Raw genomic sequence first — 17,001 nt, forward strand, 5'->3', positions numbered from 1 at the left:
GCCGCGAGGTGGAGAGATGCCTCAATCCTAGATCCTCCCCAGGCATGGCATACTTCAACCACCAGCAACACGCACCCAAAGGCGCACCATGCAAGGCCACCCCGAAGTCATCGCCTACCTCACGAAACAGCTGCGCGGCGAGCTCGCGGCGCGCGACCAGTATTTCCTGCATTCGCGCCGCTACCTGGACATGGGCCTGACCAAGCTCCACGCCCGCAGCGACCATGAAATGCAGGAAGAAACCCAGCACGCCGACAGCCTGCTGCAGCGCCTGCTGATGCTCGAAGGCGAGCCCGACATGCGGCCCGACGCCTTCACGGCGGGCACGGACGTGCCCGGCATGCTGCGCGCCGACCTGGCGCTGGAATACGAAGTGCGCGCGTCCCTGCGCGAAGGCATCGCGATCTGCGAGACCCACGGGGACTACGTCACCCGCGACCTGCTGCTGCAGCAGTTGCACGACACCGAGTCCGACCACGCCTACTGGCTGGAAAAGCAGCTCGGCCTGATCGAGAAGATCGGCCTGCAGAACTACCTGCAGTCGCAGACCTGATCCGCCAGGCCGCCGATCCGCCAACCCGACCCCTCGATCCAGGCCCTCAGCCCGGCCCATCAGGCCCGGTCCACCGGACCCAGTCCGCCCAGCCTGATTCGGCTGGGATCGGGCAAACCGGAGCGGACCGGTCAGCGGAAACCGCCGCCCCGGCCGAATCCGCCCAGGCCCTTCAGGCCGCCCATGGCGCGCATCATCTTCGCCATGCCGCCCTTCTTCATCTGCTTCATCATGCCCTGCATCTGCTCGAACTGCTTGAGCAGGCGGTTGACTTCCTGGACCGGGACGCCCGAGCCCGCGGCGATGCGGCGCTTGCGCGAGGCCTTGATGAGTTCGGGCTTGGCGCGTTCCAGCGGCGTCATGGAATTCAGGATGCCTTCCGTACGGGCGAGCTGCTTTTCCGCCTGACCGCCCTGCACCTGGGCCGCCGCCTGGGCGAACTGCGCCGGCAGCTTTTCCAGCAGCGAGCCCATGTCGCCCAGCTTCTTCACCTGCTGCAGCTGGTCGCGGAAATCGTTCAGGTCGAAGCGGTCGCCGGACTTCATGCGGGCGGCGAGCTTCTGCGCCTCGGCGATGTCGATGTTCTTCTGGGCCTGCTCGACCAGCGACACGATGTCGCCCATGCCCAGGATGCGCTGGGCCATGCGTTCGGGATGGAAGGGCTCCAGGCCGTCGAGCTTTTCCGACACGCCGACGAACTTCAGCGGCTTGCCGGTGACCTGGCGCACCGACAGCGCCGCGCCGCCGCGCGCATCGCCGTCCAGCTTGGTCATCACCACGCCCGTGAGCGGCAGCGCATCGGAGAAGGCGCGCGCCACGTTGACCGCGTCCTGACCCTGCATCGCGTCCACCACGAACAGCGTCTCGATCGGCGAGAGCAGCGCGTGCAAATCGCAGATCTCGTCCATCATCGCCTGGTCGATGCCCAGGCGCCCCGCCGTGTCGACGATCAGCACGTCGTAGTGATGGCGCCTGGCGTGGTCCAGGGCGTCGCGGGCGATGTCCTGCGGCTTCTGCGTGGGCTCGGTCAGCAGGAAATCGACGCCCACCTGGGCGGCCACGGTCTTCAGCTGGTCGATGGCGGCCGGACGGTAGACGTCCGCGCTGACCACCAGGACCTTCTTGCGGCCGGTCTTGCGGCCGTACTGGACGTGATTGCCCTCGGACAGCCACTTGGCCAGCTTGCCGACGGTGGTGGTCTTGCCCGCGCCCTGCAGGCCGGCCATCAGGATCACGGCCGGCGGCTGGGCCGCCAGCGACAGCTCGCCCGCCGCGGCGCCCAGGTCGCCCCCCATCAGGGCGGTCAGTTCCTTGTGCACCACCCCGACCAGCGCCTGGCCCGGGTTCAGGCTGCCCACGACCTCCTGCCCCAGAGCGGCTTCCTTCACCCGCGCCACGAAATCGCGCACCACCGGCAGCGCCACGTCGGCCTCCAGCAGCGCCATGCGGACCTCGCGCAGCATCTCCTGGGTGTTGGCTTCGGTCAGGCGGGCCTCGCCGCGCATGGTCTTGACGATGCGCGACAGGCGGGATGTCAGGTTATCGAGCATGATGCCGTATCCGTAAAACTGGTTGATCCGTCGGCCAGCGCATAAAATGGATGCTTTTGGGGCGCGGCCCTGCGCGCCGGACACCGATAGGACTATGTCAGTCAGCATTGTATTTCACTTGCTTGCCGCGCTGGCCTATGCCGTGCTGGGCCTGGCCCTGTGGCGTCCCATCGCGCGGGCGAGCGATGTCCGCCCCACCGGCACCATCGGCCGCAGCTGCCTGCTGGGCGCCATCGCCCTGCACGGCGTCGGCCTTGCGACCGCCGTGCTGGCGTCCGACGGCCTGTATCTCAGCTGGGCGCTGGCCCTGTCCACCGCCATGTGGCTGGGCATGATCGTCTTCTGGATCGAAAATTTCCTGCTGCGCCTGGACAGCCTGCTGCTCCTGCTGCTGCCCATCGCGGCATTGGTCAGCCTGCTGGCCGCCGTGTTCCCGCAGGGCTACCTGGTGCCCCACGCCAGCAACGACTGGCTGCGCGTGCACCTGCTGATCGCCATGACGGCCTACGGCCTGATCACCGTCGCCGCGCTGCACGCCATGCTGATGACCGTGCTGGACCGCCACCTGCACCGCCCCATCGAATCCGCCGGCGAACAGGGCGCCATCGGCCGCGCCATGGGCGCCATGCCGCCGCTGCTGACCCTGGAACAACTGCTGTTCCGCCTGATCTGGATCGGCTTCGGCGTGCTCACGCTCACCGTCCTGACCGGCATCATCGTGTCCCTGCGCCTGGGCGGCCACGCCCTGCCCATGGACCACAAAACCGTCTTCACGCTGCTGTCCTGGGTCACCTTCGGCGTGCTGCTGGCGGGGCGCCACATCCAGGGCTGGCGCGGCCGCATCGCCCTGCGCTGGACGCTGGCCGGCTTCGCCTTCCTGCTGCTGTCCTACACGGGCAGCCGGTTCGTCCTGGAAGTCATCCTGCAACGAGGCACACTTGGGTAAATTCCTGCTCTGGGCGGTCATCATCCTGGCCGTCCTGTTCGTCTCCCGCGTCCTGAGCCACCAGAAGGCCCAGGCGCGCCAGGCCGCCGCCCGCCGGCAGGCCGACGACGCGCGCACCGCGTCCGAAACCATGGTCCGCTGCGCCCACTGCCGCATCTACCTGCCCCGCTCCGAGGCCTACCAGAGCCAGGGCAAGACCTGGTGCTGCGCGGAACACGCCCGGCTCGGCCTGGGGAAATAAATGACGGCGGGCGCGCCCTCCGAGCCCGCGCCGGGACTGTCCCTGTCCATCGGGCCGGATGGCTGGCTGACCGGAAGCGCCGGGGAGGCGATGGATCCACCGCCTGTGGACAGCACCGGCCACCGCACGGTTGCCCCCGGCATCCTACGCCGCCCCTCCCCCAACCACGACCAGCGTCCCGACGGCGAGGACCCCTACCTGCTGGTGATCCACAACATCAGCCTGCCGCCCGGCGTGTTCACGGGCGACGCCATCATCGATTTCTTCCAGAACCGCCTGGACATCTCATCCCACTCCTGGTTCGAAAACATCCGCGACATGCGGGTCTCCGCCCATTTCCTCATCCGCCGCGACGGGACGATCGTGCAATTCGTGCCCACGGTGCTGCGGGCCTGGCATGCGGGGGTGTCGTCCTTCGAAGGACGGGAGCGCTGCAACGACTTTTCCGTCGGGATCGAACTGGAAGGCACGGACACGCTGGCCTATACGGATGCGCAGTACGAACGGCTGGCCGCGCTGGCGGCGGCGATCCGGGCCCGACATCCGATCCGGGCGGTGCGGGGGCACGAGCATATCGCGCCGGGACGGAAGACCGATCCGGGACCTGCCTTCGACTGGGATCGATTCGAATCAACCACGAGGTAGCCAGCCATGAAACCACGCGTCACCGTCATTACCCTGGGCGTCGATGACCTGGAACGGTCCCTGCGGTTCTACCGGGATGGCTTGGGGCTGGCGACCGAGGGCATCATCGGTGAAGAATTCGAGGACGGCGCAGTTGCGTTTTTCGACCTGCAGCCGGGATTGAAGCTGGCGGTCTGGCCGCGTGCGAGTCTGGCGAAAGATTCCGGACTACCGCTGAGTTCGGCCAGCGCCACGGAATTCAGCCTAGTGTGGTGTTTTATTAATACGATTATTTATACCCAGCTGTGGCCGCTCTTGCACGCGCGACTTTCGCGAGGATGGCCTCGGCGCTCTTGGTCCAACGAAATGGCTTGGCGCTATAGGCATTATGGGTATCGATAAACTGGCGGATGGCCTCGCGCAACTCCTGCACGCTGCCAAAGGCGCCTCGATACAAGGCTCGGCGCTCAAGGCTTGCGAACCATCGCTCGACGGCGTTCAGCCACGAGGCACTCGTGGGCGTGAAGTGCAACTTCACGCGGGGGTGCTTGGCCAGCCAGGCTTTGACTTCCGCCGTTTTATGCGTGGAACTATTGTCGAGGATGACGTGCAAGTCCAGGGCGGGGTCTGTCGCCTTGTCGATCTGGCGCATGAAGTCGAGGAACTCCTTTGCGCGGTGGCGTGCCGTGATACGCCCCATGACGTTGCCCGTGAGAATGTCGAACGCCGCATAGAGACTCGCTGTGCCGTGGCGCTTGTAGTCATGCGTGCGCCGCTCGACCTGCCCCGGGCGCAACGGCAGCATGGGCTGCGTGCGATCGAGCGCCTGAATCTGCGTCTTCTCATCGACCGAGAGCACGACGGCGTTCTCGGGCGGGGCCATGTACAGGCCCACCACGTCGACGACCTTCTCGGCGAAGTGCGGGTCATTGCTGATCTTGAAGGTCTGCAGCCGATGCGGCTTCAGATCCGCCGCCTGCCAGACCTGACGTACCTGGTAGACGGAGGCCCCGGTGTGCTTAGCCATCAGCCGCAAGCTCCAATGCGTGGCCTCGGCCGGGACGCGCTGTGTGGTGAGCGTGAGGATCTCGTGCACCTTCTGTTCACTGAGCTTGCGGGGCTGCCCGGGACGCGGGAGATCCCTCAACCCCTCAAGCCCCTGTTCCTCGTACCGATTGCGCCACTTGAACACCACAGGTGCCGACAATCCCAGGCGTTCACTCACCTTGGCAGGCGGCATCGCGGCGTCCAGCTCCAGCAGAATTCTGGCGCGCTGGGCCAGCCGTTGGTCAAGCGTGGTCTTACGCAACCATGCTCGCAGCTCGGTGCGATCCGAGTCAGACAAGTGAAATTCTGCCGCCGGCTTGCTCATGGTGGACACTCATCGAAAGAAGCGTCCACCATTTTATTTCAAACTATTGAATAAATAAACAAATTAATGAAACACAACACTAGGGCATAACGTGGCTTCACGGGGCGAGGTGGATGAGGTGATGGCACAGGCCGCCGCCGCAGGTGCCGTGATCGTGAAGACGGCGCAGGAGACGTTCTGGGGCGGGTACGCGGGATATTTCCAGGACCCGGACGGGCATATGTGGGAGGTGGTTTGGAATCCGAGGTTGGTGCCCGAAGAGTGAGAGGGGTGTGGCGTTTGAATGACCGGCTTCGGCCAGAAACGGGCATTCGAAAATCCGCCCCAATGCTATCTCTGTAATGAAATATCCGTCAGAATGATGAAACCTAAAAACTGTCAAACAATATGGACCGCATAACGAAATCTTTGTTGACCGAGTTTATCGCCGAGCAGGGCCTTGCCTCCCTAGCCGAGGACAAGCAGTTCGAACACTTTGCATCCTTTCTAACGGTTGGGCGGTCACTCTCTGAAGCGTTCGACACCTCTGATACCGTCGTAGGATCAGGCGGGGATACGGGAATCGATGCCATCGCGATTATCGTAAACGGCTCACTTGTAGACGACGATGCGGTAATACAGGAATTCGTAGAGCGGAATGGCTACCTCGACGTGTCGTTTATCTTCGTTCAAACGGAACGATCCTCATCGTTTGAGACAGCGAAGATTGGACAGTTTTGCTACGGAGTCCTGGATTTCTTTAAGGACGAACCATCACTCCCGCGAAGCAAGGAAGTCACTAAGCTTGGAAAAGTCATGTCTGCGATCTACAGGCAGAGCAGCAAATTCAAGCGGGGTAATCCGACATGTCGTCTGTACTACGTCACGACCGGTGTCTGGACAGGCGACGCCGCTCTCGAGGCCAGACGACGGGCGGCGACTGATGATCTGACCGCCCTGCGCATCTTTCGCAGTGTCGAATTTATCCCGGTGGATTCGGAAGGAATTCAGCGCCTGAACCGAGAGAGCCGAAATTCTGTTTCGCGAGAGTTCGATTTCGCTTTGAAGGCAGTCGTGCCGAATATCGAAGGAGTCACCGAGTCCTACGTCGGGTTATTGCCTGCCCCAGAATTCCTAAGGCTTGTAGAGGACGAGAATCATGAGATCCTCAAGGGGATCTTCTATGACAACGTCCGCGACTGGCAGGACTTCAATGTGGTCAACAGCGAAATGCGTGAAACGCTGACGTCCGGTGCGACCAGATCGCGCTTTGCGCTGATGAACAACGGCGTAACAGTTATTGCCAAGACCCTAAGAACTACCGCCAACCGCTTCTATATCGAGGACTATCAGGTCGTCAACGGTTGTCAAACGAGCCACGTGTTGCACGATCAGAGAGATCTTCTGGACGAAACGGTGATGGTTCCGCTTCGGCTGATTGCGACACGTGATGACGAGGTCATTTCGTCGATCGTGAAGGCAACGAACCGGCAAACCGAAGTTCGCGAGGAGCAGTTGCTCGCTCTTTCTGATTTCCAGAAGAAGCTAGAGACATACTTCGGTGCATTCCCTGATGATCAGCGCCTGTACTATGAACGGCGTTCGCGCCAGTACAACAGTGTTGGAGGCATCGAAAAGACCCGAGTCATTACACCTGGCGGTTTGATCCGAGCCTTTGCATCTATGTTCCTGCAAGAACCACATAGGGCCACCAGGAGCTATCGGCGAATTCTCGATCGCGTCGGAAGTGACCTGTTTGTGCCAACTGACAAGCTCGAACCGTACTATGTTGCAGCACTGGCGTCTTATCGACTTGAATACCTATTCCGGAATCAAATCCTACCCACTGAGTATAGGTCTGCGCGCTATGAAATCCTTTTAGCGTTACGTCTGTACGAGATGCCGTCTCCGCTCCCCAAGATGAACTCGAACGCGATCGAGCGCATGTGCAAGCCGCTGATAGAAAAACTTTGGAGCGCAGCTGAGTCGGAAAGGATGTTTAAGCGCGCGACTGATGCAGTGCTGGCTGTAGCCAACGGGGATCTTGAGTCCGCCCCATTGCGAACGGAGCCTTTTACCGATGCGTTGATGGCTGTGGCAATACAGTCGCGAGCATAGTGCCTGTATTTTCATAGTTGACATCGCCTCGTATCGAAACGCTTACTCGAGTGACTGCCAGCGATATGTGCGAATGACGGCTTTGGGTCGATAGCTGCCCTCCTCTATAAGAAAATACCCATAAACCCTTACAGTTCCCGTCTGACAGCCCCCCATGCCCCTCCATCAAAAAGCCCGCCTCTTCCACACCCTCCACCACTCCCCCCGCGCCTTCATCATCCCCAACCCCTGGGACATCGGCACGGCGAAACTGCTGGCGGGCATGGGTTTCCAGGCGCTGGCGACCACCAGCGCGGGCTACGCCTATACCCGAGGCCTGCCCGACTACCAGGTCGGCCGGGACCAGATGCTGGCGCACGTCGCGGAACTGGCTGCAGCCACCGATCTGCCCGTCAGCGCGGACATGGAAAACGGGTACGCGGACACGCTGGAAGGCATCGCGGAAACCTACCGCCTGACGGCGCAGGCGGGCGCCGTGGGGGCCTCCATCGAGGACGCCACCGGCCGGCCGGATGATCCGATCTACGAACTGGCCGAGGCGGTGGATCGCGTGACGGCGGCGGTCGAGACGGTGCGGACGCTGCCCTACCCGTTCATGCTGACGGCGCGGGCGGAAAACCATCTGCACGGACGCACGGACCTGAAGGACACGATCCGCCGCCTGCAGGCCTACCAGGAGGCCGGCGCCGACGTGCTCTACGCGCCGGGGCTGCGCACGCGCGAGGACATCCTCGCCGTGGTGCGTTCGGTGGACCGGCCGGTGAACGTGCTGATGGGATCGCCCGGAATGCATTTCACGCTGGACGAGCTATCGGACATGGGCGTGAAGCGCATCAGCGTGGGCAGCGCGCTCAGCCGCGCGGCGTTCGGCGCATTCCTGCGCGCCGGCCGCGAAATGGCGGAACACGGCACGTTCACGTTCGGTGAAGAGGCGGTCAGTTATGCGGACATGGCCCGGCTTTTCGGCCCCGGCAGTCCATAGCGCGGGCGGCGTAGGATGGGCACCACAGCAAGATGGCCGCTTTCAGGCCCAGGCGGTAAAATGGAACATTCCTTCTGAATCAGGCATTTCATGTCCAGTCAGCGCATGCATCAACCTCCAAGCCAGGAAGCCATCCTGCGTGCCGTGGCCAGTTCCACGGCCATCGAAACGGGCCAACGCATCGCTGATATCGAAGCAAAATTGCGCAGCGGGGATAGCCATCTTCCCCAGGTTTCCCTGGCGGCGCTCAGCCGCCCTGCCCAGCCAGCGCAACGCTGACCAATGCGCGCATGGGCGCATAGTCCATGCCCACCCCGCGTTGGATCGCGGTGAAGTACGTGGTCTTGTCCGCATCCCACTGGCTGTAGTCCAAGGGGCCGCGACCGGCCTGCACCGCCATCACATCGGCCAGCAAACGGGACAGGCGTCCGTTGCCTTCGCGGAACGGATGAATGAGGATCAGTTCGACATGGCAGACGGCGATGGCCTCGGCCAAGGTGCTGTCGTCGATATCATGGCAGGGCGTGTAGCGATGCAGGTATTTCCGCTCGAACTCGTCCAGCAACCGGGGAATCTGCATGGCGGCGGCGAAATGGAAGCCGTCCTTGCTCATGTTGACGGACCGGGGCCGCCCGGCCCAGTCGTACAGATTGCCCAGCCACTGGTAGTGCCATCCCATCAGGTCGGCCACGTCCAGCCGCCGATTGGGAAACTGCTCCCGCATCATCCGTTCATAGAGCCGCAGCAACAGCCTCGTCTCGAGTTCGACCATCACGGCCGGATCCGTGATGCCTTGCCGATTCCGCAGCACCTGCTCGTTTGATCCGGGCTGGTATTCAGCCTGCGAACCAGTGGCTTGGTAACGGTTGGAGCTCATGCCATCATGATCCGCCCGACGCCCGCACCGTCCCCGAAATCCGGATGCTGGCGCCAATTTCCGGCGGGATTTCCGCATGGATCCGGCTGGGCGAACCCATGTCCTCGCCCTGGAGAATGTCGATGGCGCCACCGTGCGGCCAGCCCGCATCCCGCAGATAGCCGGCCAGCGCCGCGAACGCCGTTTCGGAATAGCCGATCTCGGCGGCAATGGCCTGCATGGTGACGGCGTCCGGCAAGGCCTCGCAAATGACGACACCGGCCGGATTGCCGCCGCTGTCGCCATCCGAAAACGCGGCCAGCCGGTCCACGGGATAGCCGTTGATTTGCTGGCTGGCGGTGCCATTCAAGGTCATGTGAGGCTCACTTTTTCAGTTGATCCCCAGTTTACTTGAGGCCCAGCCAGCGGCATCAAAACCGCGCCGGCCAGCCATGCCGATGAGCGTCAACGACGCGGAGATGGCCCGGCCGCCGCAAAGGCAAGTCCGTCCCCTGTTCCGGCATATTGAAATATTGAACGGAACTCGGATACCGGCTTCCGGAGAACTGTCTGGTCCGAGCCCTACCCCCTCAACTCCGCCGCATGAAAGGCGACGTGCTCGCCGATGAAGCTGGCGATGAAGTAATAGCTGTGGTCGTAGCCGGCATGCCGGCGCACGGTGGCCATGTATCCCGCTTCCAGGCACGCGGCCTCGAACAGGTCGGTCCGCAGCTGCTCGTCCAGGAACTCGTCGTCCAGGCCCTGGTCCACCAGCATCGGCAGGTGATCGGCGGGCGAAGCCGCGCGGATCAGCTCCACCGCGTCCCAGCGGGTCCAGGCGGCGGGATCATCCCCCAGGTAGGCCGCAAAGGCCTTTCGCCCCCAGGGCACCTGCGAAGGCGCAACAATGGGCGAGAAGGCCGACACGCTGCGGTAGCGCCCGGGATGACGCAGGGCGGTGACCAGCGCGCCGTGCCCGCCCATGGAATGGCCGGCGATGGACCGCGCGGACGAGGCGGGGAAATGCCGCTCGATCAGCCCGGGCAGTTCCTCGGCCACGTAGTCCTGCATGCGGTAGTGGGCCGCCCAGGGCGCCTGGGTGGCGTTCAAGTAGAAGCCAGCGCCCTGGCCCAGGTCGTAGGCCGGGTCGTCGGCCACGTCCGCGCCGCGCGGGCTGGTGTCGGGCGCGACCAGGATCAGGCCGTGGCGCTCGGCGTGCGCCTGGGCGCCCGCCTTGGTGATGAAGTTCTGCTCGGTGCAGGTCAGGCCGGACAGCCAGTACAGCACGGGACACGATTCGCCGCGCAGGGCGGCCGAGGGCAGGAAGACGCCGACGCGCATGTCGCAGCCCAGCACGGCCGAGGCATGCCGCCAGACTTCCTGGCGGCCGCCGAAGCAGGCGTGTTGCTCAATGCGTTCCATAGTGCACCACCGAACGGATGGATTTGCCTGCGTGCATCAGGTCGAAGGCTTCGTTGATGCCGTCCAGCGCCATGGTGTGGGTGACGAAGGGCGCGAGGTCGATGTCGCCGCGCATGGCTTCCTGGACCATGCCGGGCAGCTGCGAGCGGCCCTTGACGCCGCCGAAGGCGGTGCCGCGCCAGGAGCGCCCGGTGACCAGCTGGAACGGCCGGGTGGAGATTTCCTGGCCGGCGCCGGCGACGCCGATGATGATGGACTGGCCCCAGCCGCGGTGGGCGCATTCCAGCGCGGCGCGCATGACGTTGACGTTGCCGATGCACTCGAAGCTGTGGTCCACGCCCCAGCCGGTCATGCCGACGATGACCTGCTGGATGGGCTCGGCGTGGTCCTTGGGGTTGACGCAGTCGGTGGCGCCGAAGACCTTCGCCAGCGCGAATTTGTCGGGATTGGTGTCCACGGCGATGATGCGCCCGGCGCCCGCCTGGCGCGCGCCCTGGACCACGGCCAGGCCGATGCCGCCCAGGCCGAAGACGGCCACGGTGTCGCCGGGCTGGACCTTGGCGGTGTTGCGCACGGCGCCGATGCCGGTGGTCACGCCGCAGCCCAGCAGGCAGACCTGCTCGGGGTTGGCGGCCGGATCGATCTTCGCCAGCGAGACTTCCGCGACGACGGTGTATTCGCTGAAGGTCGAGCACCCCATGTAGTGGTGGATGGGCTGGCCCTGGTAGGAAAAGCGCGTGGTGCCGTCGGGCATCACGCCCTTGCCCTGGGTGGCGCGCACGGCCACGCACAGATTGGTCTTGCCCGATGTGCAGAACAGGCATTCGCCGCATTCGGCGGTGTACAGGGGGATGACGTGGTCGCCCGGCGCGACGCTGGTGACGCCCTCGCCGACTTCGACGACGATGCCCGCGCCTTCATGGCCGAGCACGGCGGGGAACACGCCTTCGGGATCGTCGCCGCTCAGGGTGAAGGCGTCGGTGTGGCAGACACCGGTATGCGTGATCCGGACCAGGACTTCGCCCTTGCGGGGCGGTTCGACGTCGATCTCGACGATCTGCAGGGGTTTGCCGGCCTCGAAGGCCACGGCGGCGCGGGATTTCATCAGTCTGTCTCCAATTCCGCCCCGCCCGGCGCAGGCGGGGTTCAGGCCGATTATGGCCAGAAGCAGGCGGGAAGACAAACCGGGAGCGCCGCGATCCACGGCGCTCCCGGTTCTCAGGGTCCTGATGCGCAGGGCGGCCCGGCTGCCCCACCTCGCGGCCTGCATGCCGCTCGGATTCGCCAGGCGTAGGACAGCCCGCAGGGGCTGTCCTACGTCCCGGCTGCCCCACCTCGCGGCCTGCATGCCGCTCGGATTCGCCAGGCGTAGGACAGCCCGCAGGGGCTGTCCTACGTCCCGGCTCATCCCAGCAGCAGCGCGTTCACCCGCTTCACGAACGCGGCCGGATCCTTCAGCGCCGCGCCTTCGGCCAGCATGGCCTGGTCCAGCAGCAGCTCGGCCCAGTCGCCGAACGACGCGTCGGGCTGCGCCTCCAGGCGCTTGACCAGGGCGTGCTGCGGGTTCACTTCGAGGATGGGCTTGACCTCGGGAGCGTCCTGACCGGCGGCCTTGAGCATGCGCAGCAGGTGCGGGCTGAGCTCGTGCTCGTCCACGACCACGCAGGCGGGCGAATCCACCAGGCGGGCGGTGACGCGGACTTCCTTGACGCGCTCGCCCAGGGCGGCCTTCAGGCGCTCGATGGTGGGCTTGAAGGCCTCGGCGGCCTCGGCCTGCTGCTTCTTTTCTTCCTCGTCGGCCAGGGCGTCCAGGTCCAGGCCGCCCTTGGCGACCGAGGCCAGGGCCTTGCCCTCGAATTCGCGCAGGTAGGACAGCATCCATTCGTCCACGCGGTCGGACAGCAGCAGGACTTCCAGGCCCTTGCGGCGGAAGACTTCCAGGTGCGGGCTGTGCGCGGCAGCGGCGTAGGAGTCGGCGCTCAGGTAGTAGATCTTGTCCTGGCCTTCCTTCATGCGGCCGATATAGTCGGCCAGGGACACGGTCTGCGCCGGGCTGTCGGACTGGGTGGAGGCGAAGCGCAGCAGGCCGGCGATGCGGTCCTTGTTGGCGGGGTCCTCGCCCACGCCTTCCTTGAGCACCTGGCCGAACTGGGTCCAGAATTCGGCGTATTCCTCGGGCTTGTCCTGGGCCAGCTCTTCGAGCAGGCCCAGGATGCGCTTGGCGGAGCCGTCGCGGATGGCGCGCACGTCGCGGCTTTCCTGCAGGATCTCGCGCGAGACGTTCAGCGGCAGGTCGGCGGAATCGACCACGCCGCGCACGAAGCGCAGGTAGGCCGGCAGCAGCTGGTCGGCGTCGTCCATGATGAAGACGCGCTTGACGTACAGCTTCACGCCCCGGCGCGCGTCGCGGTCCCACAGGTCGAAGGGGGCGCGCTTCGGGACGTACAGCAGCTGGGTGTATTCGCTGCGGCCCTCGACGCGGTTGTGCGTCCAGGCGAGCGGGTCCTCGTAGTCGTGGGCGACGTGCTTGTAGAACTCCTTGTACTGCTCGTCGGTGATATCGGACTTGGACCGGGTCCACAGGGCGCTGGCCTGGTTGACGGTTTCCCATTCGTCCTTGACGACCTGCTCGGATTTCTCCGCGTCCCACTCTTCCTTCTTCATCTGGATGGGCAGGGAGATGTGGTCGGAATAACGGCGCAGGATCTCGCGCAGTTTCCAGCTCGACAGGAATTCGTCCTCGTCGGCCCGCAGGGTCAGCGTGACGGAGGTGCCACGCTCTTCGCGCTCGATCGCGGACACGGAGAATTCGCCCTGGCCGTCGGATTCCCACAGGACGCCCTCGGACGCGGGCAGGCCGGCGCGGCGGCTGCGCACGGCGACCTTCTCGGCGACGATGAAGGACGAATAGAAGCCCACGCCGAACTGGCCGATCAGCTGGGCGTCCTTCTGCTTGTCGCCGGTCAGCTGGGAGAAGAATTCGCGCGTGCCGGAGCGGGCGATGGTGCCCAGGTTGGCGACCGCCTCGTCGCGCGACAGGCCGATGCCGTTGTCGCTGATGGTGACGGTGCGGGCGGCCTTGTCGAACTCGACGCGGATGCGCAGGTCGGCATCGCCTTCGAGCAGTTCCGGATGGTCGATGGCCTCGAAGCGCAGCTTGTCGCAGGCGTCGGAGGCGTTGGACACGAGTTCGCGCAGGAAGATTTCCTTGTTGCTGTACAGGGAATGGATCATCAGGTGCAGCAACTGCTTGACTTCGGCCTGGAAGCCCAGGGTTTCGGCCGTCTTGGTGTCGGTTTCGCTCATGATTCGGATGGGGTCGAAGGTTCTCGCGGGATTGCAGGGCGCCCCGCGGACGGCCGAACGGCGGCCGGCGGGACGGGCTGCCTGTTCACATGGGGCCGGCGGGCGCGGTTTTCAAGATGGCCGGCGCCCCGGGACCATGCTTTCCATGAATAGTCCTCATTTGTTTCCAGACATCTCCGGATAGGACGCGATCCGCTAAGGTTATCTTCCACAAGAACCTTCCACAAGAATGCATCGCTCCGCAGGAGACATACCATGTCCAGACGACCCGGGGGCCAGAACGCCGGCCGCATGGCGCGCGCCACACTCGGCACCCAGCTGTTCATCGCCGCCACCCTGATCACCATCCTGGTGATGGCGGTCCTGGCCTCCATCATCACCTGGCAGAACCGGCAGACGGCCATCGACAACGTCAGCGCCGCCAACCGCTACGGGCTGCAGGGTTACGACCGCACCCTGCAGCTGATCTACGACATCGCCCGCAAGCGCAGCGAATCCCTGTACCCGGTGCTGATCCGCTACATGAACGGCGAGCCCAAGCCCACCGGCCAGGTCGAGAACGGCCTGCCGGTGTTCAAGTCCTCGGGCATGCCCATCAACGGCGACCAGGACCTGATGCGCAGCGTCACCGGCATGTCGGCCGAGGTCTACGCCCGCACCGGCAAGGGCTGGACGCGCATCGCCAGCGCCTACCAGGACCGGCCGGACCACGCCCTGGGCGGGACGCTGGATCCCTCCGACCCCATCGCCCGGGCCCTGGACGGGGGCGAGGTCGTGCACGCGCCCGGCCTGATCGGCGACAAATGGCACCTGATCACGATCAACCCGCTCAAGGACGGCGGCAAGGTCTACGGCGGCATCGTCGATCACCTGGACATCAGCGCCCAGATCGACCCGGTGCTCAAGGACCTGACCGAGACCAAGCTGGCCCAGTACGGCCAGCTGTTCGTGCTGCGGCCGACCGCCGACGGCAAGGACTGGATCCGCGTCGCCGGCACCTTCGGCAAGCCCGGCGACCTGCTGAGCGCCGGCAATCCGCCGGCCGACTTCGCCGCCATGCACGGCACCTTCCAGTCGGCCCCGGCCGGGGTGACGCGCATCACGGTCCGGGGCGAGGAGATCTTCCTCGCCTGGCAGACGGTGCCCAACTGGGGCTGGCTGATGTACGGCTTCGGCGGCGTCGACGACTACCTGGCCGAAAGCACCCGCGCGATGTGGATCCAGCTGGGCGTGATGCTGCTGGGCACGCTGCTGATTTCCCTGCTGATCCGCTGGCTGGCCCGCCGTACCCTGAGGCCAGTGCGCGACGTGGTGACCGGCATGCAGCGGCTGGGCGCGGGCGACCTGACCCACGAGATCCCGGACAGCCCGGCCGGCAGCCGCAACGAGGTCCACCAGCTGCTGGACAGCCTGCGCGGCACGCAGGACGCCCTGCGCCGCATGATCCGCCAGGTGCGCCGCAGCGTGGGCGAGATCCACACGGGCGCGCGCGAGATCGCCGTGGGCAACACCGACCTGTCCAGCCGCACCGAGGAGCAGGCCGCCTCCCTGCAGGAGACGGCCGCCAGCATGGAAGAGCTGGCCTCGACCGTGCGGCAGAACGCGGACAACGCCCGCCAGGCCGACCAGCTCGCCGCGGGGGCCTCGCAGACCGCCCACCAGGGCGAGCAGGCCGTCCACGGCATGGTGGACACCATGAAGCGCATCGCCGACAGCTCGTCGCGCATCACCGACATCATCGGCGTGATCGATTCCATCGCCTTCCAGACCAACATCCTGGCCCTGAACGCGGCGGTGGAAGCCGCGCGCGCCGGCGAGGAGGGCCGCGGCTTCGCCGTGGTGGCCGGCGAGGTCCGCGCCCTGGCCCAGCGCTCCGCCGAGGCCGCGCGCGAGATCAAGGCGCTGATCGAGACGGCGTCCAGGGAAGTCGAATCCGGCACGCGCCAGGCGGGCGACGCGGGCGCCACCATGCAGGAAGTCCTGGCGGCTGTCGACCGGGTGACGCACATCATGGGGGAAATCGCCTCGGCCTCGAACGAACAGTCCACCGGCATCGACCAGGTGAACCTGGCGGTCACGCAGATGGATCAGGTGACGCAGCAGAACGCCGCGCTGGTCGAGCAGGCGGCGGCCGCCGCCGATTCCCTGCGGGAACAGGCCGACCGCCTGGCGGACACCGTGGCGGTGTTCCGCACCGGGGAAACCGGGGAGGCGGAACCGGCCGCCGCGGAGCAGCCCCCTGCCCTGGGCCGCGCGGACGTGCCGCGCCTGCCCGGCCAGAAGGCGCGCCTGCCGGGCTAGAGGGGCAGCAGCCGCCAGGCCAGCAGGAACATGACGGCGGCGATGCCGCCGTCCAGCCAGCGCCAGGCGCGGGGATCGCGGAACAGCGGCGCGCACAGCCGCGACCCCAGGCCCAGCGCCGCCAGCCACAGCACGCTGGCGGTCAGGGCCCCGGCGGCGAAGCCGAAGCGGGCGTCGGCGAAGCCGTGGGCGATCGAGCCCAGCACCATCATGTCCAGCCAGAAATGCGGGTTGAGGAGGGTGAAGCCCACCGCCCCCAGCAGGGCGGCGCGGCGCGAGGACACCGCGGCCTGGTCGGCCCGGGGACCGGCGGCCGGGCGCCAGGCCCGGCGCGCCGACTGGACGCCGTACCACGACAGGAACGCCACCCCGCACCATTGCACGGCGCCCGCCAGCCCGGGCAGCCAGGCCGTCAGCGCCTGCAGGCCCGACACGCTGCCGAAGATGAAGCAGGCGTCGATCAGGGCGCACACCAGCAGGATGGCGCTCAGGTGGGCGCGGGCGATGCCCTGGCGCAGGATGAAGGCGCTTTGCGCGCCCACCACGGCGAACATGCCCAGGCCCGTCAGCGTCCCGCTGGTCCAGGCGGCGACCAGGGGGGACACGGTGGGCATGGCGGCGGCGAACATCATGGACTCCTGCGGTGGCGGACGAGGAACGGAACAAGGAACGGAACAAGGGCCGGGGCGGCGGGCGGCGCGAAGCCCGGGCCGTCCACCGGCCCGCCGCGCGCGGGGGCTGGAACGGACGC

The 17,001-nt window shown here is 65.7% G+C and carries 16 protein-coding genes and 2 pseudogenes; 9 read left to right on the forward strand and 9 right to left on the reverse strand.

Annotated features, from left to right (window positions below; genetic code table 11):
- Positions 1–88 precede the first annotated feature (88 nt).
- Positions 89–553, forward strand: coding sequence for a bacterioferritin (gene bfr / locus BN940_RS15505; RefSeq protein WP_043684434.1), 465 nt, complete (start codon positions 89–91; stop codon positions 551–553).
- 131 nt (positions 554–684) lie between these two features.
- Here bfr and ffh read toward each other — a convergent pair whose 3' ends face one another.
- Positions 685–2,103, reverse strand: coding sequence for a signal recognition particle protein (gene ffh / locus BN940_RS15510; protein ID WP_043684437.1), 1,419 nt, complete (start codon positions 2,101–2,103; stop codon positions 685–687).
- A gap of 94 nt (positions 2,104–2,197) precedes the next feature.
- Between ffh and BN940_RS15515 the strand changes: the two genes are divergently transcribed.
- The 4 genes and pseudogenes from BN940_RS15515 to BN940_RS19990 form a co-directional block, all read left to right on the forward strand.
- The gene (locus BN940_RS15515; RefSeq protein ID WP_043684440.1) at positions 2,198–3,049 is read left to right on the forward strand and encodes a cytochrome C assembly family protein; all 852 of its coding nucleotides are present in this window, start codon (positions 2,198–2,200) and stop codon (positions 3,047–3,049) included.
- The gene (locus BN940_RS19115; protein WP_043684443.1) at positions 3,042–3,290 is read left to right on the forward strand and encodes a PP0621 family protein; all 249 of its coding nucleotides are present in this window, start codon (positions 3,042–3,044) and stop codon (positions 3,288–3,290) included. Before BN940_RS15515 ends, BN940_RS19115 begins: the two co-directional genes overlap by 8 nt.
- A 90-nt stretch (positions 3,291–3,380) precedes the next feature.
- Positions 3,381–3,935 carry a 1,6-anhydro-N-acetylmuramyl-L-alanine amidase AmpD gene (gene ampD / locus BN940_RS15525; protein ID WP_052356107.1) on the forward strand — a complete coding sequence of 185 codons (555 nt, stop codon included), beginning with the start codon at positions 3,381–3,383 and terminating at the stop codon, positions 3,933–3,935.
- A gap of 6 nt (positions 3,936–3,941) precedes the next feature.
- Positions 3,942–4,181 (forward strand): annotated as a pseudogene (locus BN940_RS19990) (VOC family protein); the annotation flags it as partial.
- A gap of 22 nt (positions 4,182–4,203) precedes the next feature.
- On the opposite strand, the gene BN940_RS15530 reads toward BN940_RS19990, so the two are convergent.
- The gene (locus BN940_RS15530) at positions 4,204–5,286 is read right to left on the reverse strand and encodes an IS630 family transposase (RefSeq protein ID WP_043681547.1); all 1,083 of its coding nucleotides are present in this window, start codon (positions 5,284–5,286) and stop codon (positions 4,204–4,206) included.
- Positions 5,287–5,362: 76 nt separating this feature from the next.
- On the opposite strand from BN940_RS15530, the pseudogene BN940_RS15535 reads away from it, so the two are divergent.
- From BN940_RS15535 to BN940_RS15545, 3 genes and pseudogenes are all read left to right on the forward strand, one after another.
- Positions 5,363–5,551, forward strand: a pseudogene (locus BN940_RS15535) (VOC family protein); the annotation flags it as partial.
- Between the two features lie 146 nt (positions 5,552–5,697).
- A complete protein-coding gene (locus BN940_RS15540) occupies positions 5,698–7,383 on the forward strand; it encodes an AIPR family protein (RefSeq protein WP_158386313.1) in 1,686 nt (561 codons plus the stop codon).
- 154 nt (positions 7,384–7,537) lie between these two features.
- Positions 7,538–8,365 (forward strand): isocitrate lyase/PEP mutase family protein, encoded by an 828-nt coding sequence (locus BN940_RS15545; RefSeq protein WP_043684449.1) that lies wholly within the window; start codon positions 7,538–7,540, stop codon positions 8,363–8,365.
- A gap of 42 nt (positions 8,366–8,407) precedes the next feature.
- Here the strand turns inward: BN940_RS15545 and BN940_RS19290 are convergent, their stop codons facing one another.
- From BN940_RS19290 to htpG, 6 genes are all read right to left on the reverse strand, one after another.
- Positions 8,408–8,587 carry a hypothetical protein gene (locus BN940_RS19290; protein WP_158386315.1) on the reverse strand — a complete coding sequence of 60 codons (180 nt, stop codon included), beginning with the start codon at positions 8,585–8,587 and terminating at the stop codon, positions 8,408–8,410.
- Positions 8,588–8,612: 25 nt separating this feature from the next.
- Positions 8,613–9,242: a Fic/DOC family protein gene (locus BN940_RS15550; protein ID WP_043684451.1), complete on the reverse strand. Its 630-nt coding sequence runs from the start codon at positions 9,240–9,242 to the stop codon at positions 8,613–8,615.
- 4 nt (positions 9,243–9,246) lie between these two features.
- The gene (locus BN940_RS20360) at positions 9,247–9,591 is read right to left on the reverse strand and encodes a PhzF family phenazine biosynthesis protein (protein WP_409360361.1); all 345 of its coding nucleotides are present in this window, start codon (positions 9,589–9,591) and stop codon (positions 9,247–9,249) included.
- A gap of 212 nt (positions 9,592–9,803) precedes the next feature.
- The gene (fghA, locus tag BN940_RS15560) at positions 9,804–10,643 is read right to left on the reverse strand and encodes an S-formylglutathione hydrolase (protein WP_043684456.1); all 840 of its coding nucleotides are present in this window, start codon (positions 10,641–10,643) and stop codon (positions 9,804–9,806) included.
- The gene (locus BN940_RS15565; RefSeq protein WP_043684459.1) at positions 10,630–11,748 is read right to left on the reverse strand and encodes an S-(hydroxymethyl)glutathione dehydrogenase/class III alcohol dehydrogenase; all 1,119 of its coding nucleotides are present in this window, start codon (positions 11,746–11,748) and stop codon (positions 10,630–10,632) included. The genes fghA and BN940_RS15565 overlap by 14 nt, the downstream gene beginning before the upstream one ends.
- Positions 11,749–12,047: 299 nt before the next feature.
- A complete protein-coding gene (htpG, locus tag BN940_RS15570) occupies positions 12,048–13,949 on the reverse strand; it encodes a molecular chaperone HtpG (protein WP_043684461.1) in 1,902 nt (633 codons plus the stop codon).
- A gap of 255 nt (positions 13,950–14,204) precedes the next feature.
- Here htpG and BN940_RS20175 point away from each other — a divergent pair, with 255 nt between their 5' ends.
- Positions 14,205–16,250 (forward strand): methyl-accepting chemotaxis protein, encoded by a 2,046-nt coding sequence (locus BN940_RS20175; protein WP_052355950.1) that lies wholly within the window; start codon positions 14,205–14,207, stop codon positions 16,248–16,250.
- Here the strand turns inward: BN940_RS20175 and BN940_RS15580 are convergent.
- Positions 16,247–16,882, reverse strand: a complete 636-nt coding sequence (locus BN940_RS15580) for a LysE/ArgO family amino acid transporter (protein ID WP_457912094.1) — start codon at positions 16,880–16,882, stop codon at positions 16,247–16,249. The two genes, BN940_RS20175 and BN940_RS15580, sit on opposite strands and share 4 nt — an antisense overlap.
- Positions 16,883–17,001: the final 119 nt, after the last annotated feature.

Source organism: Castellaniella defragrans 65Phen, from assembly GCF_000612685.1.
Classification (GTDB): Bacteria; Pseudomonadota; Gammaproteobacteria; order Burkholderiales; family Burkholderiaceae_B; genus Castellaniella; species Castellaniella defragrans.